The organism is Streptomyces sp. NPDC050743 (genome assembly GCF_044456925.1).
In the GTDB taxonomy this organism is placed as follows: domain Bacteria; phylum Actinomycetota; class Actinomycetes; order Streptomycetales; family Streptomycetaceae; genus Streptomyces.
Window position 1 is genome coordinate 21,396 of sequence record NZ_JBITGJ010000040.1, and the last position, 26,361, is coordinate 47,756.

Genomic DNA, 26,361 nt, shown 5'->3' on the forward strand with positions numbered 1-26,361 from the left:
CGCGCCCGGAGGCCCGGATGACCGGTAGTACGCCCGCGACCTTCACCGCCGCCGACTACAGGGCCCGCATGGAGCGTGCCGCGCGCTCCGCGGCCGACGCCGGCCTCGCGGGACTGCTCGTGGCGCCGGGACCGGACATGGTCTGGCTCACCGGCTACACGCCCACCGCCGTCACCGAACGGCTCACCGTGCTGGTCCTCACCCCCGGCCGGGACCCCGTGCTCGTCGTGCCCACCCTGGAGGCCCCCGACGCCGAGCACGCGGCCGGCGCGACCGCGCTGACCCTGCGCGACTGGACCGACGGCAAGGACCCCTACGCCGTCACCGCCGCCCTCCTCGACGGCCAGGGCCGGTTCGGCATCAGCGACAACACCTGGGCCATGCACCTGCTGGGCCTCCAGCGGGCCCTGCCGCAGACCTCCTACGCCTCGCTCACCGACGCCCTCCCCATGCTGCGCGCCGTCAAGGACGCCGCGGAACTGGAACTCCTCGCCGCCGCCGGAGCGGCTGCCGATGCGACGTTCGAGGAGATCCGCAAGGTTCCCTTCGCCGGCCGCCGCGAGTCCGACGTCGGCCAGGACCTCGCCGGCCTGCTGCGCCGCTTCGGCCACTCCCAGGTCGACTTCACCATCGTCGGCTCCGGCCCCAACGGCGCCAACCCGCACCACGAGGTCGGCGACCGCGTCATCCGGCGCGGCGACATGGTCGTCCTGGACTTCGGCGGCCTGAAGGACGGCTACGGCTCCGACACCACCCGCACCGTCCACGTGGGTGAACCCACCGAGGAGGAGCGCCGGGTGCACGACATCGTGCGCGAGGCCCAGGAGGCGGGCTACCAGGCCGTACGGCCCGGCGTGGCCTGCCAGGAGGTCGACCGCGCCGCCCGCGCGGTGATCACCGACGCCGGCTACGGCGAGTACTTCATCCACCGCACCGGGCACGGCATCGGCGTCACCACGCATGAGCCGCCGTACATGATCGAGGGCGAGGAACAGCCCCTCGTGCCCGGGATGTGCTTCTCCGTCGAGCCCGGCGTCTACCTGCCCGGCCGGTTCGGGGTGCGCATCGAGGACATCGTCACGGTGACCGAGGACGGCGGCCGCCGCCTCAACAACACCACGCGTGACATGGTCATAGTGGGCTGACAGACCGCTGAGGCGACCCAGGGGACACACCCTCGACGACATCCAGGAACGGCGACGCGCGACCCATGACCCAGGCACCGGAACCCACCGCGGACACCGTCCGCAGACTGGTCCGTTCGCTGCTCAAGGAGGGCGGCGCCGACACGGCGGGCCCCGATGTGCGGCCCGTGACGGAGGGCAGCGCGCACACGTGGTGGGTGGGCGCCCGTCATGTGCTGCGCCTCGCCCCCGACCGCGAGGCCTCGGTGCTGCGCCGCCGGGAACTGCGCCTGCGCGACCTGGTCCGGCCGCACGTGCCCGTCGCCGTCCCCACCAGCGTCGCGCACGGCGACTGGGCGCCCGGCCTCGCCTACACCCTGGACACCAAGGTGCCCGGCGGCACCGCCGACGAGCACGACGTGTCCGCCGTCGGCGAGGCCGATCTCGCCGCCCTGCTCACCGGGCTGCGCGCGGTGCCCGCACGGCAGGCCGAGACGCTCGGCGTGCCGCGCACCGCCCCGCGCTCCCTGGAGGCGCTGCGCCGCATGGCCGTGCACGCGGCCGAACGGCTCGCCGCCGCCGACGAGTTCGACGCCGCCCGGCTGCACCAGCTGACCCCGCCCGGCGCGGCCCAGCTCACCGCGCAGCCCGGCACCGCCGTCCTCACCCACCACGGCCTGACCGGCGAGCACGTGGTGGCCAGCGCCGACGGCCGGGTGCGCGGCATCCTGGACTGGACCCGGGCGTCCCTGGGCGACCCCGCCGAGGACATCGCCGGCCTGGCCGTCGCCGTCGGCTCCCCGGCGGCCGTCCGCGCCGCCACCCTCGCCGGCTACGCCGCCCGCCCCTGCCTGCGCGGCCTGTGGCTCGCCCGCTGCGACACCGTCATCCACCTCACCGACCACCTGGACGGCCGCGCGGGCGGATCCCCCGCGCTCCTGCGGACCCAGCTGCGGCGCGCCTGGGAGCCGATCCTGCTGGAGCGGTTGTCGGACTTCAAGGAGGACGAGCCGGAGCCGTAGCGCACCGACTCCGGCCCGCGGCGCGCGCCTGCCGGGGGTGCCCACGCGGCGGCAGGCGCGGAGCGGACACGGCCCCGCGCCGCTACGGGGCACGGTCGGCCCCGCTCAGGGCTGCGCCAGCACCACGCACGACTCCCCGGGCACCTGGAGCAGCCCGTCCGCTCCCGGAAGCTCCACCGGCTCCCAGGCCGCCAGGACCGTCGCGGGGCGGGTGCCCAGCGGGATCGCCGCGGGTTCCTTGCCGAGGTTCACCGCCACCCGTACGTCACCGCGCCGGAAGGCCAGCCAGCGGGCGTCCTCGTCGTAGGCCACCTTGGTGTCGGCCAGGTCCGGGTCGGTGAGGTCCGGCTGCTCGTGCCGCAGGGCGATCAGCCGGCGGTACCAGGCGAGCACGCTCGCGTGGGGCTCGTGTTCCGGTTCCGACCAGTCCAGGCAGGACCGTTCGCGGGTCGCCGGGTCCTGCGGGTCCGGTACGTCCTCCTCGGCCCAGCCGTGCGCCGCGAACTCCCGCCGCCGGCCCCGCCGTACCGCCTCGGCCAGCTCCGGATCGGTGTGGTCGGCGAAGAACTGCCAGGGCGTGCCCGCCGCCCACTCCTCGCCCATGAACAGCATCGGCGTGAACGGCGAGGTCAGCGTCAGCGTCGCCGCGCAGGCCAGCAGCCCGGGGGACAGACGGGCCGCGAGCCGGTCGCCCTGGGCGCGGTTGCCGACCTGGTCGTGGGTCTGGCCGTAGCCGAGCAGCCGGTGCCCGGCCACCCGCGCGCGGTCCAGCGGCCTGCCGTGGTGCCGGCCGCGGAAGCTGGAGTACGTGCCGTCGTGGAAGTAGCCGGCGGTGAGCGTCTTGGCGAGCGCGGCGAACGGGGCGCGCGCGAAGTCCGCGTAGTAGCCCTGCGACTCACCGGTCAGCGCGGTGTGCAGGGCGTGGTGGAAGTCGTCGTTCCACTGCGCGTGCAGCCCGAGGCCGTGCTCCGCGCGCGCGGTGATGAGCCGCGGGTCGTTCAGGTCCGACTCGGCGATCAGGAACAGCGGCCGGCCCAGCTCGTCGGCGAGAGCGTCCACGGCCGCCGACAGCTCCTCCAGGAAGTGGCACGCGCGCGTGTCGTACAGCGTGTGCACCGCGTCCAGCCGCAGCCCGTCGATCCGGTAGTCCCGCAGCCACGCCAGCGCGCTGCCGACGAAGAACGCGCGTACCTCGTCCGAGCCGGGCCCGTCCAGGTTCACCGCCGAGCCCCACGGCGTGTGGTGGGCATCGGTGAAGTACGGCCCGAAGAGCGGCAGATAGTTCCCGGACGGGCCCAAGTGGTTGTGGACGACGTCCAGGACGACGCCCAGACCGAGCTCGTGCGCCCGGTCCACGAACCGTTTCAGCGCCTCCGGGCCGCCGTACGGCTCGTGCACCGCCCACAGCGACACCCCCTCGTAGCCCCACCCGTGCCGCCCCGGGAACGGACACACCGGCAGCAACTCCACATGGGTGACACCCAGTTCCACCAGGTGCTCCAGCCGGGCCGCCGCCGCGTCCAGGGTGCCCTCCCGGGTGTACGTGCCCACGTGCATCTCGTAGAGCACCGCACCGGGCAGTCCACGCCCCGCCCACTCGGCACGCCACGCATGGCGCCCGTGGTCCACGACCGCGCTCAGCCCGTCCGGCCCGTCCGGCTGGCGGCGCGAGCGCGGGTCCGGCCGCACGGGGCCGTCGTCCAGCGCGAAGCCGTACCGGGCGCCGTCACCGGCCTCCGCCTCCCCCGTCCACCAGCCCGCGCGCTCCGGATCACGCGCCAACGCGCGCGTGCCGCCCTCGCAATGGAGCGTCACTCGGTCTGCCTGCGGTGCCCACACCTCGAACTGCACGGACGGTTCCCCTTCGTCTGTGATGGCTTGCGTCTGTGAGCTTGCGCCTGTGATGTCTCGCCTGCTCACCGTGATGTCCCGCGCCCCCATCGTGCCCGCCGGGACGATCAATCCGCTTTCGAATCCGTCCTTTCCCGGTGGGTGTCGTGGAAGTACCCGCAGATCGGCGTCGATTCCCCGTTTCCTGGACACCCGGGGTTCACTGCCCGACAATCACCAGCGTGACGTCGTCCTTCGAGTTCTCCACGTACCCCGCGCGGCTGTCCGACGCGGAGCGCGACAAGGCGCTGCAGGTGCTGCGTGACGGCGTCGCCATGGGCCGGCTCTCGCACGACACGTTCGTGCGCCGCATGGAGCTGGCGCTGGCCGCCCGCCGCGCCGACGAACTGGCCGCCCTCGTCGCCGACCTGCCCCGGGAGAACCGCTTCTCCCGCGCGGTCTTCGGCACCGTCGAGGCCGTCTCCGGGTTCACCGTACGGCTGCGCCGGGCCTGGCAGGCCGAGCGGCTGCCGAAGCTGCTGCTGCCGCGTCCGGAGCACACCCATCCGCTGCGCATCGGCCGCGACCCGGCCAACGGGCTGCGCCTGAACCACGAGACGGTCTCCCGCGTGCACGCCGAGCTTCGCCGTCAGGGCGGCATGTGGGTCCTCAGGGACCTCGGCTCCACCAACGGCACCACCGTCAACGGCCGCCGGGTGATCGGCTCGGTCGTCGTCAGCGAGGGCGACCAGGTCGCCTTCGGCAGGGTGGTCTTCCGGCTCGCCACGAGCTGAGCGGCGACGGCCGCTCCCGTTCGAACGGGTGCTCCCGGCACACGCGCGTGCCGTCCCGATCGGGTGAGCCGGGCTGTGGTACGCGGGCCGGCGTGCCGATGGAAGGGGGCATGACGTACCTCACCAGAGCGACAGCGGCGGGCGGCGCCCTGCTGGCGGCCGCGGGGCTCCTCGCCGCGGGGCCGGCCCACGCGGCGTCCCGCGACCTCCTCCCCGGCAACTGGCTCTACCTCACCGTCACCAAGGGTGAGACGAGCTCGAGCGACGCCCGGGGCACCCTGCTGCTGTGCGATCCGCCCGTGGGCCACCCGCACGCGGCCGAGGCTTGCGCCGAACTCGCCGCCAGGGACGGCGACATCGGCCGTATCCCGCCCAAGGACGTCTTCTGCCCGATGATCTACGCCCCGGTGACCGCCCACGCGAGCGGCCGGTGGAACGGCCGGCCGGTCGACTTCCAGGAGACCTACGCCAACACGTGCGCCATGGACGCGCGGACCGGCGAGGTGTTCGCCCTGGGGGACTGACCGCCGGCCGGGCGGCCGCAGGCGTGGACGGGGGCGGCGCGTGGGCCGGCGTGGCTCACACCGCCTGCTCGCGGGCCTGCTGCGCCGCCACCAGCACCGTCCGGGACTGGTGCTCCACCTGGTGCTCCAACGGCACCCAGCGGGCCCGGAAGCGCGCCGCGAAGGCATCGCACCAGTCGGTGACGAGCTGTTCCAGCCGCGGCGCCGCCCGGTCGTCCGTCTCCCGCAGCACCCGCAGCAGCATCGCCGCCGCGCGCAGCGGCAGCCGCCGCCCGAAGGCGTCCACACTGCCGACGTACGCCATCGTCGTACCCGCGGGCGGGGTGTGGATCCAGTCCTCGGCCAGGCCCGGGATCAGCTCCAGGGCCCAGCGTGCCGCCCGCAGCAGCGGACCGTCCTCGCCGTCGAGCCGGGGCAGCGCCTCGGCGAGGATCCGCTCCACCTCCAGCGAGTCCCGCAGCAGCCGCTGGGCCAGGCGCCGCATCGCCGCCGCCGGCGCCGGGTGCGGCGCCGGATCGTCCACCAGGTCGCTCGCCCACATGGGCACCTCCACCACGGCCGTCAGACCGCCGTACCGGTGCGCGTGGTACCAGGTGCTGTGCCGGGCGTCGTCCGGCATGCTCGGGTAGGCGACGCCAGTCTCCGGGCCGGGCATGACATGCACGCCGGGGCCGGAGGCCGGCCAGCCGGCGGCGTCCGAGGCGCCCGTCTCCACCGGGATGTGCAGCTGCGCCGCGGACTTGGCGAACGGCTCCGCGAGCCCCGGCACGTCCTTGGTCAACTGCACCCAGCTGCCGCCCAGATCGGTGCCGTGCAGGGTCACCTGGAGGTAGGGCCGCAGCTCGTCGATCACCCCGGTCAGCGCCCGGGTCTCGGGCGGCAGCCGGTCCGGCGGCAGCACGGACGGCGACCACTCCGGCTGCTCGGCGCCCGTCGGCCGGTAGAAGCCGAGGTGGTAGTCGAGCAGGCTGCGCGGCGCCGGCGTCACATGCAGGCTCGCGCCGTCGGGATCCGCGCACAGCAGGAAGTGCCAGGACGTGTCGGCCCGCAACTCACGCTCGGCCAGTACGCGTTCGGCCAGCACCCGCAGGGTGGAACCCCCGGTCGGCTCGTTGGCGTGGGCGCCGGCGACCACCAGCACCGCCCGCCGGGCGTGCCCCACCGACAGCAGGTGCAGGGGTCTTCCCGCGCGCGAGACGCCCACCCGCCTGAGCGAGCACAGCCCGGGTTCCTGAGCGGCCAACGCCTTCGCGGTGGCGACCAGTTCGGGAACGCTGGGGTAGCGCAGCTCCGGCAGAAGACTCACCCCCGACTTGTTCCGCCCGGCTTCGCCCTCCAAGTCCCGCACGCGAAGGGTGAACTGTCAAGCATTCGGCGAGGGAGGCTGCGGGGGCGCCCGGACGGAATCGCGGGGGTGCGGAGGGCGCGGTGCGTGCCGTGCGTTCACTGCTGGTGCAGGCCGCGTCCCGCGAGCGTCAGGAACACCTCGCCCACCGCCTCCGACAGCGTCGGGTGCGCGTGCACGTGCCGGGCCACGTCCGAGGGCTCGGCGTCCCAGCCGACGATCAGCTGGCTCTCGGCGATCATCTCCGACACGTTCGGGCCGACCAGGTGCACGCCGAGCACCTGCCCGCCACCGGCCTCGGCGACGACCTTCACCATGCCGCCTTGGCCGTGCACCATTCCCTTGGCCACGGCGGTCAGCGGCATCGTGTTCACCTCGACCTCGCGCCCACGCGCGCGTGCCTCCGTCTCGCTCAGTCCCACCGAGGCGGTCTGCGGCGCGGAGTACGTCACCCGGGGCACGGCCGCGTAGTCCACCGGCGCCGACGGCAGCCCGGCCAGTGTCTCGGCGACCAGCAGGCCCTCCGCGAACGAGGCGTGGGCGAGGCCCGGCGAGGGCGGCGGCAGCAGGTCCCCGACGACATGGATGCCCCGTACGGCCGTCTCCAGCCGGTCCCAGTCCGCCGGTACGACGAACCCCCGCTCGTCCGCCGTCAGGCCGGCCGCCGACAGGTCCAGGCCCTCGGTGACCGGCGCCCGGCCGACGGCCACCAGCAGCCGCTCCGCCTCCACCGTGCGTGGCTCACCCCGCGTGGTGCGCACACGCGCGCGTACGCCGTCGTCCAGCACCTTTGCGTCCAGCAGTCGCGCGCCCGCCCGCACATCGATCCCGCGCTTGCGCAGCCCGCGCGTCAGATGCCGGCTCACATCGGGGTCCTCCAGCGGAACGATCCGGTCCGCGGCCTCGACCAGGGTGACCTCCGCGCCCATGGACCGGTGGAAGGATGCGTACTCCACGCCGATCGCGCCCCCGCCCAGCACCAGGACGGACGCCGGCAGCCCCGGCGCGAACAGGGCGTCGTCGCTGGTCACGACGCGCCGCCCGTCCGGTTCGAGACCCGGGAGCGTGCGCGGGCGTGAGCCGGTCGCGAGCACGATGCCCCGGCGCGCGGTGAAGTCGTGCACGCCGAGGGCGGATTGCGGCTGCGCGCCGGGCGCGGCATCGTTGCGCGGGCGCGTGGCGGAGGCGTGCGCGCTCGGCGCGTGCCCGTTCGGCGCTCCCGGCCCGGAATCCCTGCCCACCTCCTGCACGCGCACCGTGCGCGCCCCCGTCAGCCGTGCGCTGCCCCGCACCACACGCACGCCGGCGTGCGCCAGATGCGCCTCGACCCCCTTGTGGTTGCGCGCCACGATGTCGTCCCGCGTGGCCACCAGGGCCGCCCAGTCGACGGAGTCCAGCGAGGCCTTCACACCCCACCGCTCGCGTGCCTCGGCGATGCCGTCGACCAGTTCGGCGGCGTGCAGCATCGCCTTGCTCGGGATGCAGCCCCGGTGCAGACAGGTCCCGCCGACCTTGTCGCGTTCGACGAGGACGACGTCCAGCCCGAGGGCGGCGGCGCGCAGTGCGGTGCTGTAACCGCCCGTGCCCCCGCCGATGACGATGACGTCCGCTGTGTTCGTGACCTGCGTGGTCATGCCCCGTGTGCTCATGGTCCCAGCCTCCGCCCACCCCTTGCCATGAGTCCAAGGCAGTGTTCTTGTGGAAGCCATGCAGGACGTTTATCGGTCTCGGGGGAGGGCGCGGAGTTGAGTCTGCGGCAGATGGAGTACTTCGTGACGGTCGTCCACGAGGCGTCCTTCACCCGCGCGGCGGAAGCCCTGCACGTCACGCAGCCCGCGCTCTCGCACCAGATCAAGGCCCTGGAGAAGTCGGTCGGTGGCGCCCTGCTGGAGCGCATGACCCGCGGCGTGCGCCTCACCCCGATGGGGCGGGCCTTCCTGCCGCACGCCGAACTCGCCGTCCGCAGCGCCGCGCAGGCCCGCCGCGCGGCCCGCGCCACCGCCGGCGCCGAGGGCGGCGAACTGCACGTCGCCACCCTGCACTCCCTCGCCGTGGGCGTCCTGCCCGATGTCTTCGCCCGCTGGCGCGAGGCCCGTCCCCGGGTCCTGCTGAGGCTGCACGAGTACGCCACCGCCGAGGCCCTGGAGGAGGCCGTCCAGCGCGGCGCCGCCGACCTCGCCTTCGGCCCGGTGCCCGCCGACCCGCCGGGGACCGTCGTACCGGTCGGGGAGGAGGAGCTCGTCCTGGTGGTCCCGTTCGACGACCGGCTCGCGGGCCGTACGACGGTGACGCTGCCCGAACTCGCCGACCGCGCCTGGGTCCGCTGCGCGCTGGAACCCGTCGTGCACGGCGCACGCTTCCTCGACTGGGCGTGCGGGCGGGCCGGGTTCGCACCCCGGACCGCCGTGTGGACCGAGCACACCTCGACCGCCGTGCGGATGGCGGCGGCCGGTGTCGGGGTGTGCGTCGCGCCCGCCCACATCGTGCGCGGGGCCGTCGGTGAGGACTGCACGGTCCTCAGCCCCGACCCGGCCTGGAAACGCCCCCTGGCCGTCTACGCGCGCGTGGCGCCCACTGGAGCCGCCGAGGCCTTCGTGGACCTCCTGCGCACCACCTGGCGCGCTCTCGGAGACCTGCCGGAACAGCCGTACGAGGACTGCCGACTACCGGCGGCGCCCGTCCGCTGAGCCGCCTCACCCCTCCCCGACCCGCTCCAGCAACACCACCGGCAGCCGGTCGAAAAGGTCCGCCACGCGCGCGTCGCCGGTGAACTCCCGCTCCGGGGCGAGCACGTCCGCCCACCGGCCGGGCGGCAGCGCCAGCCGGGTCTCCTGCCAGCCGCCCGCCTCCGCGAGCCGCAGCGACAGCCGGGTCACCGCCGTCACCACCTCACCGGAGCGCGCGAACGCCAGGCAGTGGTCCGCCGCCGGTCCCTCGGCCGCCAGGGGGTCGTACGACGCGGCCGCGCCGAACGCGCCGGGACGGCGGGCCCGCAGCCGCAGCGCCGCCGCCGTCAGCGCGTCCTTCTCGCCGGGCACCTCGGGCGGAAAGGCCACCGGACGCCGGTTGTCCGGGTCCACCAGCGACCGGCACTCGCCCTCCGTGCCCTGGTACACGTCCGGCACCCCGGGCATCGTCAGATGGACCAGGGCGGTGCCGAGCACGTTGGCCCGGATGTGCGGCTCCAACGTCTTGCGGAAGGCCGCCACACGCTCACCGGGCGGCCCGCACGGCCCCGCGGCGACGAACGCGGCCACCGCCTCCTCGTACGGCGGCTCCTGCTCCGTCCAGCTGGTGTACATGCCCGCCTCGCGCACATGCTTCAGCAGCGCTCGCTGCACCCGCTCCTCCTCGGCCGGCCCCAGCCCGAACACCGTCTGCCAGGCCGCCCAGGCCAGCTGCCCGTCCGGCACGCCGACACCCTCCTCGGGCCGGTTCACCTCGGCCAGCAGCTCCGCCCACCGGCCGGGGCACTCGGTGAGCACGGCCAGCGCGGCGCGTACGTCGGCGCTGCGCTTGGTGTCGTGCGTGGAGACCACCGTGCCGGTGACCGGCCAGTCGCGCTGCACGCGCGCGCAGTACGCGTGGAAGTCCTCCGGGGACACCCCCGGCCGGCCCGGGTCGCCGCCCACCTCGGTCGCCGACAGCAGCGGCACATAGCGGTAGAACGCCGTGTCCTCCACCGACTTGGCGCGCAGCGCCGACGCCGTCTGCGCGAACCGGGTGCGGAACTCCACCCGGTCGGCGTGGTCCGGCGCGCCGGCGTCACCGGGCGGCTCGACCAGCAGCCGGCGCACGATGCCGACGGCCTCCGCCTCCTCGGGCACCACGAAGGCGAGCCGGGCCTCCTCGGCGGCCTCCTCGGTGACGACGGCAGCCGCGTCACCGGAGGCGTACGGCCGGTACACCCGCATCCGCACCAGCAGCTCCTCCACTGCCGTGCGCAGCGCCCAGGGGGCACGGTCGCGCAGGCCGAGGTCCGGCGAGGTCGCGCACAGCCGGGTGGCCACCCGGGTGAGCCGGTCGGTCTCGGCGGCCAGCTCGTGCGTGAGCACCTTGTAGGCGGCCCGCCGTGCCGTCGCGTCCCAGTTGCCGCCCCGGTCCGTCTGCGGCGCCGCGAACGCCCGGTAGCGGCCCAGCAGTTCGTACGCCCCCGTCTGGTCGGTGAACAGGCCGTCCACCTGGCGGAGGGCGTCGTAGCCGGTGGTGCCCGCGACAGGCCAGGACGCCGGCAGGGGTTCGCCGTCGGCGAGGATCTTCTCCACCACCGTCCAGCGCCCGCCGGTCGCCTCGTGCAGCCGCGCGAGGTAGCCGTCGGGGTCGGCGAGCCCGTCGGGGTGGTCGACGCGCAGCCCGTCGATGACGCCCTCGCGCAGCAGCTGGAGGATCTTGGCGTGGGTGGCGTCGAACACCTCCGGATCCTCCACGCGCAGCCCGATCAGCTCCGAGATGCTGAAGAACCGCCGGTAGTTCAGCTCGGTGCGGGCCAGCCGCCACCACACCGGGCGGTACCACTGGGCGTCCAGGAGCTGCGGCAGCGGCAGGTCGTGGGTGCCCTCGCGGAGCGGGAAGGCGTGCTCGTGGTAGCGCAGCACGTCGCCGTCGACGACGAGATGCTCCAGCTGCGAGCCGACCGGACCGCCCAGCACCGGCAGCAGCACGCGCCCGCCCTGCGCCTCCCAGTCGATGTCGAACCAGCGGGCGTACGGCGAGCCGGGCCCCTCGCGCAGCACCTCCCACAGGGCGTGGTTGTGCCGGGGCGCCATCGCCATGTGGTTCGGCACGATGTCGGCCACCAGCCCCAGACCGTGCTCCCGCGCGGTCCGCGCCAGCGACCTGAGGCCCTCCTCGCCGCCCAGTTCCTCGCGTACGCGCGCGTGGTCCACCACGTCGTAGCCGTGCGGGGAGCCGGGCACGGCCTCCAGGACGGGGGACAGGTGCAGATGCGAGACGCCGAGCGACGCCAGGTACGGTACGGCCGCCGCGGCGGCGGCGAACGGGAACGCGGGCTGGAGCTGCAGCCGGTAGGTGGCCGTGGGCACCTCCGGTCCGGGTCGCGCAGAAGTCATGGAAACCTACGTACCCAGCCCGCCGCCTTTCGTGTCATCGGTCGTGGCACGGACCCCACGCACGCGTGCCCGGCTTCGGGCGAAGGAGAAAAGGGCAGACCCATCCGGCCTACGCGACGGCCGCAGCGGCGGCGCCGGCAACCGTCCGCGGCACCGCCTTTGCCCTGCCATCACAAGCTCCCGCCCGGCCTATGTGGGCCGCTGCAGCACGGTCAGGCTTCGGTCGGGCAGGGTGAGGCGGTCGCCCGCCTCGATCTTCGGGCCGGACCCCGGTGGCACCCCGTCCGGACGGGCCGTGTCGACGACCACCTGCCACTGCCGGCCGTGGTTGACCGGCACCAGGAAGTCCAGCGGCTCCGGGGAGGCGTTGAACATCAGCAGGAACGAGTCGTCGGTGATGCGCTCCCCGCGCGCGCCGGGCTCGGAGATCGCGTTGCCGTTCAGGAACACCGTCAGCGCGGAAGCCCGCGCCGAGTCCCAGTCCCGCTGGGTCATCTCGGCACCCTCGGGGGTGAACCAGGCGATGTCGGACAGATCGTCGTGGGTGCCCTCCACCGGACGGCCGTGGAAGAAGCGGCGCCGGCGGAAGGCGGGGTGGTCACGGCGCAGCCACACCATCGCGCGGGTGAACTCCAGCAGGTCGCCCTCGGCGGGCTCCGGCCAGTGCACCCACGACAGCTCGCTGTCCTGGCAGTACGCGTTGTTGTTGCCGCTCTGGGTGCGGGCGAACTCGTCGCCGTGGCTGATCATCGGCACGCCCTGGGACAGCATCAGCGTGGCGATGAAGTTCCGCATCTGCCGGGTGCGCAGCGCGAGCACGTCCGGGTCGTCGGTCTCGCCCTCCGCGCCGCAGTTCCAGGACCGGTTGTGGCTCTCGCCGTCCCGGTTGTCCTCGCCGTTGGCCGCGTTGTGCTTCTCGTTGTACGAGACGAGGTCGTGCAGCGTGAAGCCGTCGTGGCAGGTCACGAAGTTGATCGAGGCCAGCGGGCGGCGGCCGTCGTCCTGGTAGAGGTCCGAGGATCCGGTCAGCCGGGAGGCGAACTCCGCGAGCGCCCGGGGCTCGCCGCGCCACAGATCCCGTACCGTGTCCCGGTACTTGCCGTTCCACTCGGTCCACAGCGGCGGGAAATTGCCCACCTGGTAGCCGCCCTCGCCCACGTCCCAGGGCTCCGCGATCAGCTTCACCTGGGAGACCACCGGGTCCTGCTGCACCAGGTCGAAGAACGACGACAGCCGGTCCACCTCGTGGAACTGCCGGGCCAGGGTCGCCGCGAGGTCGAAGCGGAACCCGTCGACGTGCATCTCGGTGACCCAGTACCGCAGCGAGTCCATGATCAGCTGGAGCACGTGCGGGGACCGCATGAGAAGCGAGTTCCCGGTGCCCGTGGTGTCCATGTAGTAGCGCGGGTCGTCGGTGAGGCGGTAGTACTGCCGGTTGTCGATGCCCTTGAAGGACAGCGTCGGGCCCAGATGGTTGCCCTCGGCGGTGTGGTTGTAGACGACGTCCAGGATGACCTCGATCCCGGCCTCGTGCAGCGCCCGGACCGCCGACTTGAACTCCAGCACCTGCTGCCCGCGGTCGCCCCAGGAGGCGTACGCGTTGTGCGGGGCGAAGAAGCCGATGGTGTTGTAGCCCCAGTAGTTGCTCAGGCCCATGTCGACGAGCCGGTGGTCGTGCACGAACTGGTGGACCGGCATCAGCTCCAGGGCCGTCACCCCGAGCTTGGTCAGGTGTTCGATCAGTGCCGGATGCGCGAGCGCCGCGTAGGTGCCGCGCAGTTCCTCCGGCAGCCCCGGGTGACGCATGGTCAGCCCCTTGACGTGCGCCTCGTAGATCACCGTGTGGTGGTACTCGGTGCGCGGCGGCCGGTCGTCGCCCCAGTCGAAGTACGGATTGATCACCACCGAGGCCATGGTGTGCGGGGCCGAGTCCAGGTCGTTGCGGCTGTCCGGGGCGCCGAAGTGGTAGCCGTACACCTCCTCGCCCCACCGGACCGTGCCGCTGACCGCCTTCGCGTACGGGTCGAGCAGCAGCTTCGCGGAATTGCAGCGCAGCCCGCGCCCGGGGTCGTACGGGCCGTGCACCCGGAACCCGTACCGCTGTCCCGGCATCACGCCCGGCACGTACGCGTGCCGCACGAAGGCGTCGCTCTCGCGGAGTTCCACCGCCGTCTCCGAGCCGTCGTCGTGCAGCAGACACAGCTCTACTCGGTCCGCGGCCTCCGTGAAGACCGCGAAGTTGGTTCCGGCGCCGTCATAGGTGGCGCCGAGCGGATACGCCTCTCCAGGCCAGACCTGCATGGCTACGACTCTCCCAGGTGTGCCGCCGCCCCGGGGCCGCGTTGGCCCCCGAGTCGCACCGAATTGACGGAACCTCCCGTGTCCTGCCTCCCTCTTACCCACCGACCAGCGCGCACGACGGCTCTCGTACCCGCCGTGTGCCGAACCAGTGGGGCAACACGTACTCCCGGACGACCATGGGGAGCAGGGGGACAGTGTGCGTGAGACAGTGCACCGCCATCTGGGCACGTTAGTGGCAGCAGTGGCCCTCGCGACGGTGGGGACCGCCGCGATGGTCGCGATCACCCTGCCGGGCACGGCGGGGGCGGACACCTCGGCGGGAGCGCGCGGCGGTACGGGGGCCGGGCGGGGCCCGGACGCGGTCCGGCCCGGTGTCGTCGAACAGGCGCCCGCCGAGGGCGGCAAGGGCACCGGCCGGGATCCGCTCACCGACGACGAGATCCGGCGGGCCGAGAAGATCGCCCTGAACCGGCGGCTGCTGACCACCGGCGAGAACGTCGACGGCGGCCGCGGACCGCAGCGGCTGAGCGCCGACCTCGCCGAACCCGAGCCCGGCGAGGTGGACGACCCGGCCGCGCCGCGACGGGCCGACATCACCTTCTACGACTACAAGGACGACACCCTCGTCACCACAACCGTCGACCTGGACACCGGCAAGGCCGAGCGGACCGGCACCCAGCGCGGCGTCCAGCCGCCGCCCAGCCGGGACGAGAACGCCGAGGCCGCCCGGCTCCTGATCGCCTCCCCGCTCGGCGCGGGCCTGAAGGCCGACTACAAGGACGCCACCGGCAAGGAGCTCACCTCCCCGGACCAGCTGCTGCTGAGCGGCGGCATCTACCGGGCCGCTCCGGGCGCCCAGCCGGCGGTCCTGGACCAGTGCGGCGTGCACCGGTGCGTCCGGCTGTTCACCAAGGTCAGGAAGGGGCCCTGGATCGACACCCTGTCCCTGGTGATCGACCTGAGCGCCCGCAAGGCCGCCGCCCTGGACCGCGGCTGACCGCACGTTTCCGCAGACCTGTACCTCCTGAAAGGGAGCCACTTCGTCATGCCCGAGTACGGAATCCGCCGTGCCCGCAAGGCGGCGGCCGCCGGTCTGACCGTGGCCGCGCTGGCCGCCGGCGCGACGACCGCCGCCGGACCGGCCGCCGGCGCGACGACCGCCGCCGGACCGGCCGCCGGCGCGACGACCGCCGCCGGACCGGCCGCCGCCCGCCCGACAGCGGCCGCCACCACCGCGCCCGCGGCCGACTGCAGGGCCGCCTACCGCATCGAACAGAAGCTGTCCACCGGCACGACCTGGCGCATGTGCTGGCATTACGACAGCAAGGCCGGCCTCGTCCTGGAGAAGGTCAGCTACCAGCCCAAGGGCGAACCGAAACCGATCAAGGTCCTCAACAGCGCGAGACTCGCCCAGATCCACGTCCCCTACGACGACGGACAGCACGAGTACAGCGACCTGACGGACGAGGACTACGCCGCGTCGCTGATGAACCTCTCGCCCGCCGAGTGCCCCGGCGGCACCATCAGGACCGTCAAGGTGCCGGACGCCGTGGACCCGCAGCACCCGAACGTCCAGGGCCTGTGCACGACCACCCGTCCCCGCGGCCACGCCTACCGCATGCACGACGACCTCGGCACGGGCAAGGTCTACCAGGCGCAGGGCAAGGACTTCCTCGTCTACACCGTCAACCAGGTCGGCTGGTACGAGTACATCACCGAGTGGCGCTTCCAGGACGACGGCACGATCGCCATGAACGTCGGCGCGACCGGCAGCCTGTCCTGGGAGGACTACGACTCCGGCGACGGACGCGGCTGGCCCGTCGGCAAGGGCGCCAAGGCCTACGCCACCAGCCACAGCCACAACGTCTTCTGGCGGCTGGACTTCGGCCTCGACGGCTCGTCCAGGACGAAGGTCGAGCAGTACGACTCGGCCGTCAGCCCCCGCACCGGCCGGCAGCAGGGCCCGACCACGAAGACCACCCGCACCCAGGTCACCAGGGAAACGGCGGGCGACCTGAAGGACTACCGCTGGTGGCGGGTGGTCAGCGCGACCGGCAGGAACAGGGACGGACACGCGCGTTCGTACGAGATCGTCCCCGGACCCACCACCAAGTACCTCGGCCGCGGCTTCACCAAGCACGACCTCTACGTCACCGAGTACAACCCGTGCGAACTGTTCGCCAGCAACAACCCGAAGTGCGGCCACGGGCACCCCGCGGCCGTCGACCGGTGGGTGGGTGGACAGACCCTGACGCACCCGGTGATCTGGATGAACGTCGGTTTTCACCACATCGCGCGGGACGAGGACCAGCAGCCCATGCCGGTGCACTGGCAGGGCTTCGCCATCGTCCCCCGGGACGTCACCGCTATGAATCCGCTCACTCCGCGTGACCTGGCATGGCAGAACGGCCATTGGGAATCGCGTAGTTGAGGAAAACAGTTGAGAAACCGACCTGTCCATCCGGCTGCACCGCCCACCCCTCGCGGAGTACCCTTCCTTGATCGTTGAGACGGGAAAGGCCCGGGGGATCGGAAGGCGGTGCACGGGTGGGCTCGGGAGGCCTGGAGCTGCCCCCTGGTGACGAAGGTCACGAGGGGAACTCCACAGACGTCCCGCCCGGCGCGGTGTCCCTGGCCCGCCCGATGGACCCAGGGGCCATCGGGCCGGAGCTGGACTGGGACGCCGACGCCTGGCGCGAGGTGCGCACCCGTGCCCAGCGGGCCGGCCGGGCCTACATCTGGCTGAACCTCGTCGAGCAGCGGCTGCGCGCCGTCGTGGCCGCCGTACTGCGCCCCGTCTACGAACCCGTGCACGGGGACGAGTGGGTGGTCGCCGCGGCCGGTCCGGCCGGACAGGAGTGGGTGCAGCGCGCCGTCGCCGTCCGCGAGGTCAGCCGCCGCAAGGGCTACTTGCTCGACCCGGCCGACGACAACGTGCTCAGCTTCCTCACCCTCCCCCAGCTGCGCGAGCTGATGGTGCAGCACTGGCCGTGCTTCGAGCCGTACTTCGACGAGCGCCGCGACCTCGAACTCGCCCTGGACGAGCTGGAGGTGACCCGCAATGTCGTCTCCCGCAACCGGGCGCTGTCCGAGGCGGTCCTGAACCAGGCCGAGCGCGCCTCCGCCCGGCTGCTGGAGATGCTCGGCTCCGGCGGTGACGTCCCCTCGTCGCGCCGGCTGCCGGTGGACGCGGTCGAGGACCTGGTCGGCGACCGGTACGCGGACGTCGTCGCCGTCCACCCCGACCGGGTGCGGCTGATGCGCCAGTTCCCCGCCGAGGACCTCTTCGGCGGCGCCCGCCGCCTCGACGCCATCGGCATCGGCCTCAACCTGCTGGTGCAGAACTTCTCCGGCCGCCGCCTGGTCCGGCTCGCCGAGACCGGCTGCCGCGTACGGCTGCTCTTCCTCAACCCGGCCTCCAGCTCGGTCAAGCGCCGCGAGCGCGAACTCGGGATGAAACGGGGCGAACTGGGCCGCTCGGTCGAGATGAACATCCTGCACATGCGCCGGGTCCGCTCCCGGCTGCGCGACCCGGGCGCCTTCGAGATCCAGGTCTATGACGAGACGCCGCGCTTCACCGCCTACCTGGTCGACGGCGACGGCGCCGACGGCATCGCCGTGGTGCAGTCCTATCTGCGCGGGGCGCGCGGGATGGAGTCGCCGGTGCTGGTGCTGCGCAACGGCAGCAAGCTGGTCAAGTCGGACGACGTCGGTGAATCGGGCCTCTTCCCCACATACCGCGAGGAATTCGAGCTGGCGTGGGCGGATTCGCGCCCGGTGTCCTGAACTGTCCGTGACGGCAAGCGGAACGCGATCCTCTGATTGTCAGTGCCGCGTGCGATGGTGGAGGCCACTGGGGGAAAGCACCACCAAGAAGGGGGGCCGCCCATGGGCTGGCACCGGGAGCTGCTGATCGGCTTCGACCTGGAGACGACCGGGACCGATCCGCGCGAGGCGCGCATCGTCACCGGCGCGGTGATCGAGGTCAGGGCCGGTGAGCCCATGGGACGCAAGGAGTGGCTGGCCGATCCGGGGGTGGAGATCCCGGCCGACGCGGTGGCGGTGCACGGCATCAGCAACGAGCGGGCGACGGCCGAGGGCCACCCGGCCGACCGGGTGGCCGACTCCATCGCCGACGTCCTGGTCTCCTACTGGAGGACGGGCGTCCCGGTCGTGGCCTACAACGCCGCCTTCGACCTCACCCTGCTCTCCGCCGAGCTGCGCCGCCACGCCCTGCCGTCCCTCGCCGACCGCCTGGGCGGCGCCGCCCCCGCCCCGGTCGTCGACCCCTACACCATCGACCGCTGGGTCGACCGCTACCGCCGCGGCAAGCGGAACCTGGAAGCGGTCTGCGCCGAGTACGGCATAGCCCTCGACGCGGCCCACACGGCCCCGGCCGACGCCCTCGCCGCCGCACGCCTCGCCTCCGCGATAGCCGACCGCCATCCGAAGATCGCATCCCTGAGCCCGGCCGAACTCCACCGGCGGCAGATCGAGTGGTACGCGCAGTGGGCGGCGGACTTCCAGGCGTTCCTGCGGCGCAAGGGGGATGCGGGGGCCGTGGTGGACGGGGTCTGGCCACTGCGGGAGTTGACCGAGAGCCAGCCTGCGTAACCGGTTTTCGGCGCGTAGAAACAGCTGAGCACTGTCAGAACGAGTACCAACGGACGGTCTCGTCCCCGTCCCGCAACGACTCCACCCGCCGCCGGAATTCGTCCCGTGCCTTCGGATTGCTCGGCGCGTGCTGGGCCACCCAGGCGCAGCTGGCCGTCTCCCGGGCCCCGCGCAGCACACCGCATCCCTCCCACTCCCGCACATCCCACCCGTACGTCTCGGCGAAGGAGTCGTACGCCTCGGCGGGCAGCCCGTACCGGTCGCGGGAGAGGGCCATGACCACCAGGTCGTGCTCGCGCAGGTCCGCGGAGAAGGTCTCCAGGTCGACCAGGAGCGGGCCGTCCGGGCCGACGTACACATTGCGGGGCAGCGCGTCGCCGTGGATCGGGCCCGGCGGCAGATGGGGCGTCAGCGCGGCCGCGGCCGCCGCGAACCCGTCCCGGCGCTCACGGAGATACGCCGCGTCCGCCGGATCGATCGCGTCGCCCGCGAGCCGCAGCCACCGCTCCACACCGCCCAGCAGCTCGCGGGGCGGCAGGACGAAAGGAGGAGAGGGCAGTGCGTGCACGATCCGCAGCAGCTCCGCCAGATCGCGCGGCTCGGCGGGCCGTACCGGATCCGGCAGCCGCTGCCACACCGTCACCGGGTGCCCGTCCACCAGCCGAGGCTTCGGCTCCGCCGCCCGTACCGCCGGCACGCCCGCCTCGGCCAGCCAGCCGGCGATGTCCAGCTCGCGCCGGGCCCGCTCGAGCAGCTCGGCGTCGCGGCCCACCTTCACCACCAGATCACCGGCGGCGAACACGGCGTTCTCGCCGAGGGCCAGGAGAGCCGCGCCTCGGGCCGGACCCGGCAGCACTCCCGCCGCGGCCAGTACGTCCCGTGCCCGTGCCTCGTCCATCGTGCCTCCGTGCCGCGCCGTCGTCCCGTGCCATGAGCGGACCCGGCCGCCGCCGTGCGGGTGCCGGACGCGTGCCGGTTCCGATCGGGTCTCGCCGATCAGTCTCGCATCCGCACAGGTCGGCCGGCCGCGCCCTGCTCTCGGGCCGTCGCCGGGTCCTGCGGGAAATCGCTTTGAACGAGACGTCTCGTCTCGTCTACCCTCGGTACCATGACCACGCCCGCCCATATCGCCATGTTCTCCATCGCCGCGCATGGCCATGTGAACCCGAGCCTGGAGGTGATCCGCGAACTCGTCGCCCGGGGCCACCGGGTGACGTACGCCATCCCGCCGGTGTTCGCCGAGAAGGTGGCCGCCACCGGCGCCCGGCCGGTGCCGTACACCTCCACGCTGCCCGGACCCGACGCCGACCCGGAGACCTGGGGGACCACGCTGCTGGACAACGTGGAGCCGTTCCTCGCGGACGCGATCCAGGCGCTTCCGCAGCTCGTCGCGGCCTACGCGGGTGACGAACCCGACCTCGTGCTGCACGACATCGCCTCCTACCCGGCCCGCGTCCTCGCCCACCGCTGGGGCGTCCCGGCGATCTCCCTCTCCCCGAACCTCGTCGCCTGGGAGGGCTACGAGGAGGAGGTGGCCGAGCCGATGTGGGCGGAGCCGAGGAAGACCCCGCGCGGGCAGGCGTACTACGCCCGGTTCGCGGCGTGGCTGGCGGAGAACGGGATCACCCAGGACCCGGATTCCTTCGCCGGCCGCCCGGCCCGCTCGCTCGTCCTCATCCCGAAGGCGTTGCAGCCGCACGCCGACCAGGTCGACGAACGCGTCCACACCTTCGTCGGCGCCTGCCAGGGCGACCGGAGCGACCAGGGCGACTGGCAGCGGCCCGCGGGCGCCGGGAAGGTCGTGCTGGTGTCGCTGGGCTCGGCCTTCACCAAGCAGCCCGCGTTCTACCGCGAGTGTGTCCGCGCGTTCGCGGACCTGCCCGGCTGGCACCTGGTCCTGCAGGTCGGCCGCCATGTGGACCACGCCGACCTGGGAGCCGTGCCGGAAAGCGTCGAAGTGCGCGACTGGGTGCCGCAGTTGGCGATCCTCCGGCAGGCCGACCTGTTCGTGACGCACGCCGGGGCGGGCGGCAGCCAGGAGGGGCTGGCCACGGCCACGCCGATGATCGCCGTACCGCAGGCCGTCGACCAGTTCGGCAACGCCGACATGCTCCAGTCTCTCGGCGTCGCCCGTCGGCTGGACACCGGGGAGGCCACCGCCGACCGCCTCCGCGAGACCGCGCTCGCCCTGGTGGACGACCCGGAGGTGGCGCGGCGCCTGAAGGACGTCCAGGCGGAGATGGCGCAGGAGGGCGGCACACGTCGGGCGGCGGACCTCATCGAGGCCGAACTGCCGGTCCGGGCGGGGGAGTAGGCGCGCTGCAGCGCCCCGAAAGGGGCGTGGGGAACCGCGCGACCAGTTCCCCACGCCCCGCACCCGCGCCCGGTCTCGACCGCCCCGGCGGGCAGGCACCCTGCACGACCCGCCGGATCAGACCGGCAGCCGCTCGCCCTCCTCCCGTACCGGCCCGGAGGCGACCGCGGCCGGCGTCTCGTCGTGCGTGAGGTCCGGCAGCCAGTGGAGCCACTTCGGCAGGTACCAGTTGCGCTCGCCGAGCAGGGCCATCACGGCGGGCAGCAGCACACCGCGGATGACCGTCGCGTCGATGAGGACCGCGGCGGCCAGGCCCACGCCCATCTGCTTCATGGACTGCATCGACAGCGTGCCGAAGATCGCGAACACGGCGACCATGATGACGGCGGCGCTGGTGACGACGCCGGCCGTGGTCACCACGCCGTGCCGGATCGCGTCCTTCGTCGTGCGGCCGTTCATGCGGGCCTCGCGGATCCGGGACACCACGAACACGTGGTAGTCCATCGACAGCCCGAACAGGATCACGAACAGGAACAGCGGCAGCCAGGTCACGATCGCGCCGACCCCCTCCGCGCCCACCAGCGAGGCGCCCCAGCCGTGCTGGAAGACCGCGACGAGGATGCCGTACGCGGCGCCCACCGACAGCAGGTTGAGCACGATCGAGGTGATGGCCACGGTCAGCGAGCGGAAGGACAGCAGCATCAGCAGGAAGGCGAAGACGATCACGAACGCGAAGACCGGGACCACGGAGCCGAGCAGCTGGTCGTTGAAGTCGTGGTTGCCGGCCACCTGCCCGGTGATCGGCGCCTGCACACCGGCCACCTTGCCGAGCGTGGCGGGCCGCACCTCGTCGCGCAGCTCGTCCAGGCTCTTGATCGCCCGGTCCATGTCGGAGCCGCCGACCAGCGGCACGGAGACCAGCGCGACGTTCTGCGCGTCGTGCACCCGGATGTCGACCGGGCCGCGCGAGGCGCCCGAGGAGATCGCCCGCTGCTTGAAGTCGGCCAGCGCCTGCCGTACCTCGGGCGCGTTGATGTCCTTGGCCTTGACGACGACCTGGGCCGGCTCACTGCCGCCGGGGAAGGCGTCGTTGACGCGGTTGTACGTCTGCACGATCGGCAGCGACTTCCCGAACTCCTGGTCCAGGGTGAGCTGCTGGGTGTTCATGCCGAGCGCGGGCGCGGCCACCGCCAGCAGCGCGCCCGCCGCCACGACGACGGAGACCAGCGGCCTGGCCAGCACCCCGCGCAGGACGGTGGTCCAGACCCGGCTGCCCTCGTCCGCGGCCCGCTTACGGCTCCGGTTGCGGCGGCTCAGGAACGGGATCCTGCCCTTCTCCACCCGCTCGCCCAGCAGCGACAGCAGCGCCGGCAGGACGGTCACCGACCCGACCATGGCGACCGCCACCACCATCAGCGAGGCCAGACCCATCGCCTCGAACTCGGCGAGCCCGGTGAAGAGCATGCCGGCCATCGCGACGCACACCGTGACGCCGGAGACGATGACCGCCCGGCCGCTGGTGGCGGCGGCGATCCGCAGAGCGGTGCCCGGGTCCCGCCCGGCCTCCCGTTCCTCGCGCTCGCGGCGCAGATAGAACAGGCAGTAGTCGACACCGACGGCCAGACCGACCAGCAGCATCACGGAGTTGGCGGTGTCGCTCATCGGCTGCAGATGGCTGACGAGGCCCATCAGACCCATCGTCGCCATGATCGCGGTGATCGCGAGGGCCACCGGCAGCAGCGCCGCCACCAGCGCCCCGAAGGCGATCAGCAGGATGCCGAGGGCGACCGGCACCGCCGAGTACTCGGCCTGCTTGAAGTCGTCCCCGAAGGCGTCCTTGTACTGCTTCTGCATGCTGGCGCCGCCGATCTCCTCGATCCGCAGCGAGCCGTGCGCCTTCTGCACTCCGTCGACCGCGTTCAGCACCGGCTCGACCCGGTCGACGGCCGTCTCGGCGTCCCCGCGCATGTCGAACTGCACCAGCGCGCTGCGGCCGTCCCGGGAGATGGTGTGCGTGTCGTACGGCGAGGTCACGGCCGTGACCTTCCCGGTGCCCTCGACGGCCTTCACCACGTCGGCGACGGCGGCCCGGAACTCGGCGCCGGTCGCCATGACGGAAGCATCCTTGGCCTGGATCAGGACGGTCTCGCCGGCCGGCTGTTTGATGCCCGCGTCGTCCATGATCTGGGCGGCGGTGTGCGTCTCGCCCTTGAGCTGGTTGTTCTCGTCGACGTCGACCCGGCCCGCCGCCGAGCCCAGCCCCATGGCCAGCACGACGAACAGCACCCATATGCCCACGGCCGCCCAGCGGTGCCGGGCGCTCCAGCCGCCGGCGCGGGCGGCCAGCCCCCGCACCGGCACGTCCCTGTTCCCCATCGCGGGTCTACCCCCTCGTGTGCGGTGGCGACCCCCTGTCGCCACGTCTGCGCTTGCTCCGGTACGACCGTATGAGCCAGGTAAACGCGTCTCGTCGTGCTGTCCGGTGAACTCGGCGACCCGCCGGTCAGCACTGGGGAGGACAGTGGCCCCTTACACCTATCCGTGCTTCTCGGGGGCGCGTCTCGGGGTTCTGGCGGCCTGCTCCGCCGGCCTGTTCCGCAGACCGGCGGACATGGGTTGTCCGTTCTGCCGCCGGCGCGGCGGTTGGTGATTACGAAACCTTGTTGAACAAGTCACAGCTGCGTGTAGCGGTTGATCCGCCGCCCGCCGATCGGCGAGAGTTTCGCGCAGCCCCGCCCCGCGCGGGCCCGGCCGTCGTGCCCACCCCCACGGGGCACGACGGCCGTTCTACGCTGAGCGGGTGACGACCTACGCGGCGCTGTTGCGCGGAATCAACGTCGGCGGCAGCAGGAAGCTCCCGATGGCCGACCTCCGTACGCTGCTGACCGGCCTCGGCCACACCGGCGTGCGCACCCATCTGCAGAGCGGCCAGGCCGTGTTCTCCACCGGCCACGGCGACGAGGAGTCGCTCGCGACGGAGCTGAGCCGGGCGATCGAGGAGCGGTTCGGCTTCCCGGTCGACGTGATCGTGCGCGACCACGCCTACCTGAAGGCGGTCGCCGAGGCGTGCCCGTTCCCGGCCACCGACCTGGAGCCCAAACAGCTGCACGTCACGTACTTCTCCGCCCCGGTCATCCCGGACCGCTTCGCGGACATCGACCCCGCCGCCCACCTCCCCGAGGAGTTCCGCCTCGGCGACCGCTGCCTGTACCTGTACGCCCCCGAGGGCCTCGGCCGCTCCAAGCTCGCCGAGGTGCTGTCCCGCCGCCCCCGGACCAAGGGCCTGATCGCCACCAGCCGGAACTGGAACACGGTGGTCAAACTGGTCGAGCTGACCGATCCGGGAGCGTGACGGACCGCCGTCCGAGGAAGGTCGTGTGCGCGACGATCTCACGGGGTACGGCGAGCCTCGGGTCCGCGTGCAGACGGCGCTGCTCCTCGACGGTGCCGGCGGCGGCCACCCTGTCCAGCAGCGCGAGTTCGTCCGCGGTGAGGGGGTGCTCCGCGTCCCATGGCCCCCAGCCGTCCCAGGGGAGCGTCTCGGTGCCGGCCACACAGGCCAGGTCGAGCACCACGCTGTGGGCCACCATCGGCAGACCCCGCAGCTCCGGTACGCCCCAGACGCCGAAGGTGTCCGGGTCCGCCTCCCCGGCCCGGCAGGCCCGCCACGCCTGCCCGGCCACGATGAACTGGTCCCGGGGCACGTCCAGCGGGTCGAACGGCACGCCGTAGCGGTCGTCGTGGACCTGCGGGTCGGCCAACCGCCAGGCGCCGCCAGGGAGCTGGTACTCGGTCACCCAGTGGTCGTCGTGGAAGCCGGCGACAAAGTAGGCGGCGTACCCGCCCCGGACGCGGGCCGGGGTGCCGGTGGCGCGCAGCAGGGAGCACAGCAGCAGCGCGTAGTCCCGGCAGGTGCCCACGAACCGCTGCTCGTACGGCCGTTCCTCGGTGAGCGGTCCGGACCCGCGCTCGCGCAGGATGCGCAGGATCTCCGTGACGTACCGGGACTCGGCGTCGTGGTGCAGCCGTTCCTCGGGGATGGCGCACCCGAAGCGCTCGCCCTCCAGCCGGTGCAGGATCAGCCCGCGCACCAGTGCGGTGAGCCGGCGCGGATCGCGGGGCAGGGCGGCGACGTCCAGGTCGCCCGGATCGCTGTACGGCGTCTGCCGCAGGTAGAAGTCGTCCATGCCCCGCACGCTTCGCCCTGCCCCAGGGGCAAGGTCAAGCGCGAGCCTTCCCGGGGATCGACGGGCAGGGCCACGTACGCGTGTGCGACGCTCTGCCCATGCGGTACATCATCATCGGGGCCGGAGCGGTCGGCGGGACCGTCGGCGGGCGGCTGGCCCAGGCCGGGCGTGCGGTCGTCCTCGTGGCACGCGGCAAGCATCTGGCGGCACTGGCGGAACACGGGCTGCGACTGCGGGTTCCGGAAGGGGAGTTCACCCACCGGCTGCCCGCCGTCGACGGGCCCGGCCCGCTCGGCGAGCTGCGCGCCGACGACGTCCTCGTCCTCGCCGTGAAGACGCAGGACACCGTGGCCGCCCTCCACACCTGGGCCGACGTGCCCGTGGCCGGTGGGGGCACGGCGGCCGAGCGGCTGCCGCTGGTCCTGCTGCAGAACGGGGTCGAGAGCGGACGGCTCGCACTGCGCCGCTTCCGTCATGTGTACGGCGTCTGCGTCTGGCTGCCCTCGACCTTCGTGGAGCCCGGCGTGGTCTCCGCCGCCGGCCGTCCGCTCACTGGCGTCCTGCACCTCGGCCGGCTGCCGCACGGCACCGACGACACCGCCCACCGGATCGCCGCCGACCTTGCGGACGCGCACTTCGAGGCGCCGGTCGTGCCCGACGTGGCCCGCTGGCAGTACGCCAAGCTGCTCGGCAACCTCGGCAACGCCCTGGAAGCGGTGAGCGGGCCCGTCGCGGGTGCGGCCGCCGAGGGCGCTGTACGCGCGCGTGCGGGCCGAGGGCGAGGCCGTGCTGGAGGCGGCCGACATCGCCTGGGCGAGCGCCGAGGAGCAGCGGGCGGCCCGCGGCGACAAGGTCACCCTGGTGCCGCTGGACGGGGCCCCGCGCGGCGGCGGTTCCTCCTGGCAGTCCCTCGCCCGGGGCACCGGCACGATCGAGGCCGACTACCTCAACGGGGAGATCGCGCTCCTCGGCCGGCTGCACGGCGTGGCGACCCCGCTGAACGAACTGCTCCAGCGGCTCGCCAACCGGTTCGCCCGGGAGCGCCGGGCCGCCGGGTCGCTGCCGGTCGCGGAACTGGTGCGGACGGCCGACGCGGCCGAGGACTCGGTGTCGGCCGACTCCGTTGCGCCGCACGGCAGTTGATCTTCCGGCCGGTTCGGCGTTTCGTAGGACGTGGTCGGTGTTTCGCAGGGCGTGGACCGCACACACGAGGGCGGGGGAGCGGTGGACGAGTTCA

At 73.2% G+C, this 26,361-nt stretch carries 18 protein-coding genes and 2 pseudogenes; 12 read left to right on the forward strand and 8 right to left on the reverse strand.

Annotated features, from left to right (window positions below):
* Positions 1-17 precede the first annotated feature (17 nt).
* Together ACIBJF_RS30675 and ACIBJF_RS30680 are read left to right on the forward strand one after the other, a co-directional pair.
* Positions 18-1,145 (forward strand): aminopeptidase P family protein, encoded by a 1,128-nt coding sequence (locus ACIBJF_RS30675; protein ID WP_399178542.1) that lies wholly within the window; start codon positions 18-20, stop codon positions 1,143-1,145.
* 65 nt (positions 1,146-1,210) lie between these two features.
* Complete coding sequence (locus ACIBJF_RS30680) at positions 1,211-2,146, forward strand: phosphotransferase family protein (RefSeq protein WP_399178543.1); 936 nt, start codon at positions 1,211-1,213, stop codon at positions 2,144-2,146.
* 105 nt (positions 2,147-2,251) lie between these two features.
* On the opposite strand, the gene treZ is transcribed toward ACIBJF_RS30680, so the two are convergent.
* Positions 2,252-3,997 carry a malto-oligosyltrehalose trehalohydrolase gene (treZ, locus tag ACIBJF_RS30685; RefSeq protein WP_399178545.1) on the reverse strand — a complete coding sequence of 582 codons (1,746 nt, stop codon included), beginning with the start codon at positions 3,995-3,997 and terminating at the stop codon, positions 2,252-2,254.
* Positions 3,998-4,218: 221 nt separating this feature from the next.
* Here treZ and ACIBJF_RS30690 point away from each other — a divergent pair, with 221 nt between their 5' ends.
* Positions 4,219-4,770, forward strand: coding sequence for an FHA domain-containing protein (locus ACIBJF_RS30690; RefSeq protein ID WP_399178547.1), 552 nt, complete (start codon positions 4,219-4,221; stop codon positions 4,768-4,770).
* Positions 4,771-4,880: 110 nt separating this feature from the next.
* Positions 4,881-5,294 (forward strand): SSI family serine proteinase inhibitor, encoded by a 414-nt coding sequence (locus tag ACIBJF_RS30695; RefSeq protein WP_399178549.1) that lies wholly within the window; start codon positions 4,881-4,883, stop codon positions 5,292-5,294.
* Positions 5,295-5,349: 55 nt separating this feature from the next.
* Here the strand turns inward: ACIBJF_RS30695 and ACIBJF_RS30700 are convergent, their stop codons facing one another.
* Together ACIBJF_RS30700 and ACIBJF_RS30705 are read right to left on the reverse strand one after the other, a co-directional pair.
* Positions 5,350-6,600, reverse strand: coding sequence for a M14 family zinc carboxypeptidase (locus ACIBJF_RS30700; protein WP_399178551.1), 1,251 nt, complete (start codon positions 6,598-6,600; stop codon positions 5,350-5,352).
* Positions 6,601-6,737: 137 nt separating this feature from the next.
* Complete coding sequence (locus tag ACIBJF_RS30705; RefSeq protein ID WP_399178552.1) at positions 6,738-8,288, reverse strand: dihydrolipoyl dehydrogenase; 1,551 nt, start codon at positions 8,286-8,288, stop codon at positions 6,738-6,740.
* A gap of 96 nt (positions 8,289-8,384) precedes the next feature.
* Between ACIBJF_RS30705 and ACIBJF_RS30710 the strand changes: the two genes are divergently transcribed.
* Positions 8,385-9,326, forward strand: a complete 942-nt coding sequence (locus tag ACIBJF_RS30710) for a LysR family transcriptional regulator (RefSeq protein WP_399178554.1) — start codon at positions 8,385-8,387, stop codon at positions 9,324-9,326.
* A 6-nt stretch (positions 9,327-9,332) separates the two neighbouring features.
* Here the strand turns inward: ACIBJF_RS30710 and treY are convergent, their stop codons facing one another.
* Both treY and glgX read right to left on the reverse strand, forming a co-directional pair.
* On the reverse strand, positions 9,333-11,708 hold the full coding sequence (gene treY, locus ACIBJF_RS30715) for a malto-oligosyltrehalose synthase (protein WP_399178555.1): 2,376 nt from the start codon (positions 11,706-11,708) through the stop codon (positions 9,333-9,335).
* 189 nt (positions 11,709-11,897) lie between these two features.
* Entirely contained in the window at positions 11,898-14,009 is a 2,112-nt protein-coding gene (glgX, locus tag ACIBJF_RS30720; RefSeq protein WP_399178556.1) for a glycogen debranching protein GlgX, read from the reverse strand.
* 196 nt (positions 14,010-14,205) lie between these two features.
* On the opposite strand from glgX, the gene ACIBJF_RS30725 reads away from it, so the two are divergent.
* The 4 genes from ACIBJF_RS30725 (at position 14,206) to ACIBJF_RS30740 (ending at position 18,623) form a co-directional block, all read left to right on the forward strand.
* Positions 14,206-15,006, forward strand: coding sequence for a Tat pathway signal sequence domain protein (locus tag ACIBJF_RS30725; RefSeq protein WP_399178557.1), 801 nt, complete (start codon positions 14,206-14,208; stop codon positions 15,004-15,006).
* Positions 15,007-15,054: 48 nt separating this feature from the next.
* Complete coding sequence (locus tag ACIBJF_RS30730) at positions 15,055-16,440, forward strand: copper amine oxidase (RefSeq protein WP_399178559.1); 1,386 nt, start codon at positions 15,055-15,057, stop codon at positions 16,438-16,440.
* A gap of 116 nt (positions 16,441-16,556) precedes the next feature.
* Positions 16,557-17,795 (forward strand): SAV2148 family HEPN domain-containing protein, encoded by a 1,239-nt coding sequence (locus ACIBJF_RS30735; RefSeq protein ID WP_399178560.1) that lies wholly within the window; start codon positions 16,557-16,559, stop codon positions 17,793-17,795.
* Positions 17,796-17,897: 102 nt separating this feature from the next.
* Positions 17,898-18,623 carry a 3'-5' exonuclease gene (locus tag ACIBJF_RS30740; RefSeq protein WP_399178561.1) on the forward strand — a complete coding sequence of 242 codons (726 nt, stop codon included), beginning with the start codon at positions 17,898-17,900 and terminating at the stop codon, positions 18,621-18,623.
* Positions 18,624-18,657: 34 nt separating this feature from the next.
* Here the strand turns inward: ACIBJF_RS30740 and ACIBJF_RS30745 are convergent, their stop codons facing one another.
* A complete protein-coding gene (locus ACIBJF_RS30745; protein ID WP_399178562.1) occupies positions 18,658-19,521 on the reverse strand; it encodes a phosphotransferase enzyme family protein in 864 nt (287 codons plus the stop codon).
* A 158-nt stretch (positions 19,522-19,679) separates the two neighbouring features.
* Here ACIBJF_RS30745 and mgt point away from each other — a divergent pair.
* Positions 19,680-20,937 (forward strand): annotated as a pseudogene (mgt, locus tag ACIBJF_RS30750) (macrolide-inactivating glycosyltransferase).
* A 117-nt stretch (positions 20,938-21,054) separates the two neighbouring features.
* Here mgt and ACIBJF_RS30755 read toward each other — a convergent pair.
* Positions 21,055-23,313 (reverse strand): MMPL family transporter, encoded by a 2,259-nt coding sequence (locus tag ACIBJF_RS30755; RefSeq protein ID WP_399178564.1) that lies wholly within the window; start codon positions 23,311-23,313, stop codon positions 21,055-21,057.
* 424 nt (positions 23,314-23,737) lie between these two features.
* Between ACIBJF_RS30755 and ACIBJF_RS30760 the strand changes: the two genes are divergently transcribed.
* Positions 23,738-24,289, forward strand: coding sequence for a DUF1697 domain-containing protein (locus ACIBJF_RS30760; protein ID WP_399178566.1), 552 nt, complete (start codon positions 23,738-23,740; stop codon positions 24,287-24,289).
* On the opposite strand, the gene ACIBJF_RS30765 is transcribed toward ACIBJF_RS30760, so the two are convergent.
* Positions 24,255-25,124, reverse strand: a complete 870-nt coding sequence (locus ACIBJF_RS30765) for a transglutaminase-like domain-containing protein (RefSeq protein WP_399178567.1) — start codon at positions 25,122-25,124, stop codon at positions 24,255-24,257. The two genes, ACIBJF_RS30760 and ACIBJF_RS30765, sit on opposite strands and share 35 nt — an antisense overlap.
* Before the next feature lie 98 nt (positions 25,125-25,222).
* Here ACIBJF_RS30765 and ACIBJF_RS30770 point away from each other — a divergent pair.
* Positions 25,223-26,267: pseudogene (locus ACIBJF_RS30770) on the forward strand (ketopantoate reductase family protein).
* Positions 26,268-26,361 lie beyond the last annotated feature (94 nt).

What these genes read in the sequence shown, in the direction of transcription:
- ACIBJF_RS30675 (WP_399178542.1), top strand. Translation starts at nt 18, where the DNA reads ATGACCGGTAGTACGCCCGCGACCTTCACCGCCGCCGACTACAGGGCC.
- ACIBJF_RS30680 (WP_399178543.1), top strand. Translation starts at nt 1,211, where the DNA reads ATGACCCAGGCACCGGAACCCACCGCGGACACCGTCCGCAGACTGGTC.
- ACIBJF_RS30695 (WP_399178549.1), top strand. Translation starts at nt 4,881, where the DNA reads ATGACGTACCTCACCAGAGCGACAGCGGCGGGCGGCGCCCTGCTGGCG.
- ACIBJF_RS30705 (WP_399178552.1), bottom strand. Translation starts at nt 8,288, where the DNA reads ATGAGCACACGGGGCATGACCACGCAGGTCACGAACACAGCGGACGTC.
- treY (WP_399178555.1), bottom strand. Translation starts at nt 11,708, where the DNA reads ATGACTTCTGCGCGACCCGGACCGGAGGTGCCCACGGCCACCTACCGG.
- glgX (WP_399178556.1), bottom strand. Translation starts at nt 14,009, where the DNA reads ATGCAGGTCTGGCCTGGAGAGGCGTATCCGCTCGGCGCCACCTATGAC.
- ACIBJF_RS30730 (WP_399178559.1), top strand. Translation starts at nt 15,055, where the DNA reads ATGCCCGAGTACGGAATCCGCCGTGCCCGCAAGGCGGCGGCCGCCGGT.
- ACIBJF_RS30740 (WP_399178561.1), top strand. Translation starts at nt 17,898, where the DNA reads ATGGGCTGGCACCGGGAGCTGCTGATCGGCTTCGACCTGGAGACGACC.
- ACIBJF_RS30745 (WP_399178562.1), bottom strand. Translation starts at nt 19,521, where the DNA reads ATGGACGAGGCACGGGCACGGGACGTACTGGCCGCGGCGGGAGTGCTG.
- ACIBJF_RS30755 (WP_399178564.1), bottom strand. Translation starts at nt 23,313, where the DNA reads ATGGGGAACAGGGACGTGCCGGTGCGGGGGCTGGCCGCCCGCGCCGGC.
- ACIBJF_RS30765 (WP_399178567.1), bottom strand. Translation starts at nt 25,124, where the DNA reads ATGGACGACTTCTACCTGCGGCAGACGCCGTACAGCGATCCGGGCGAC.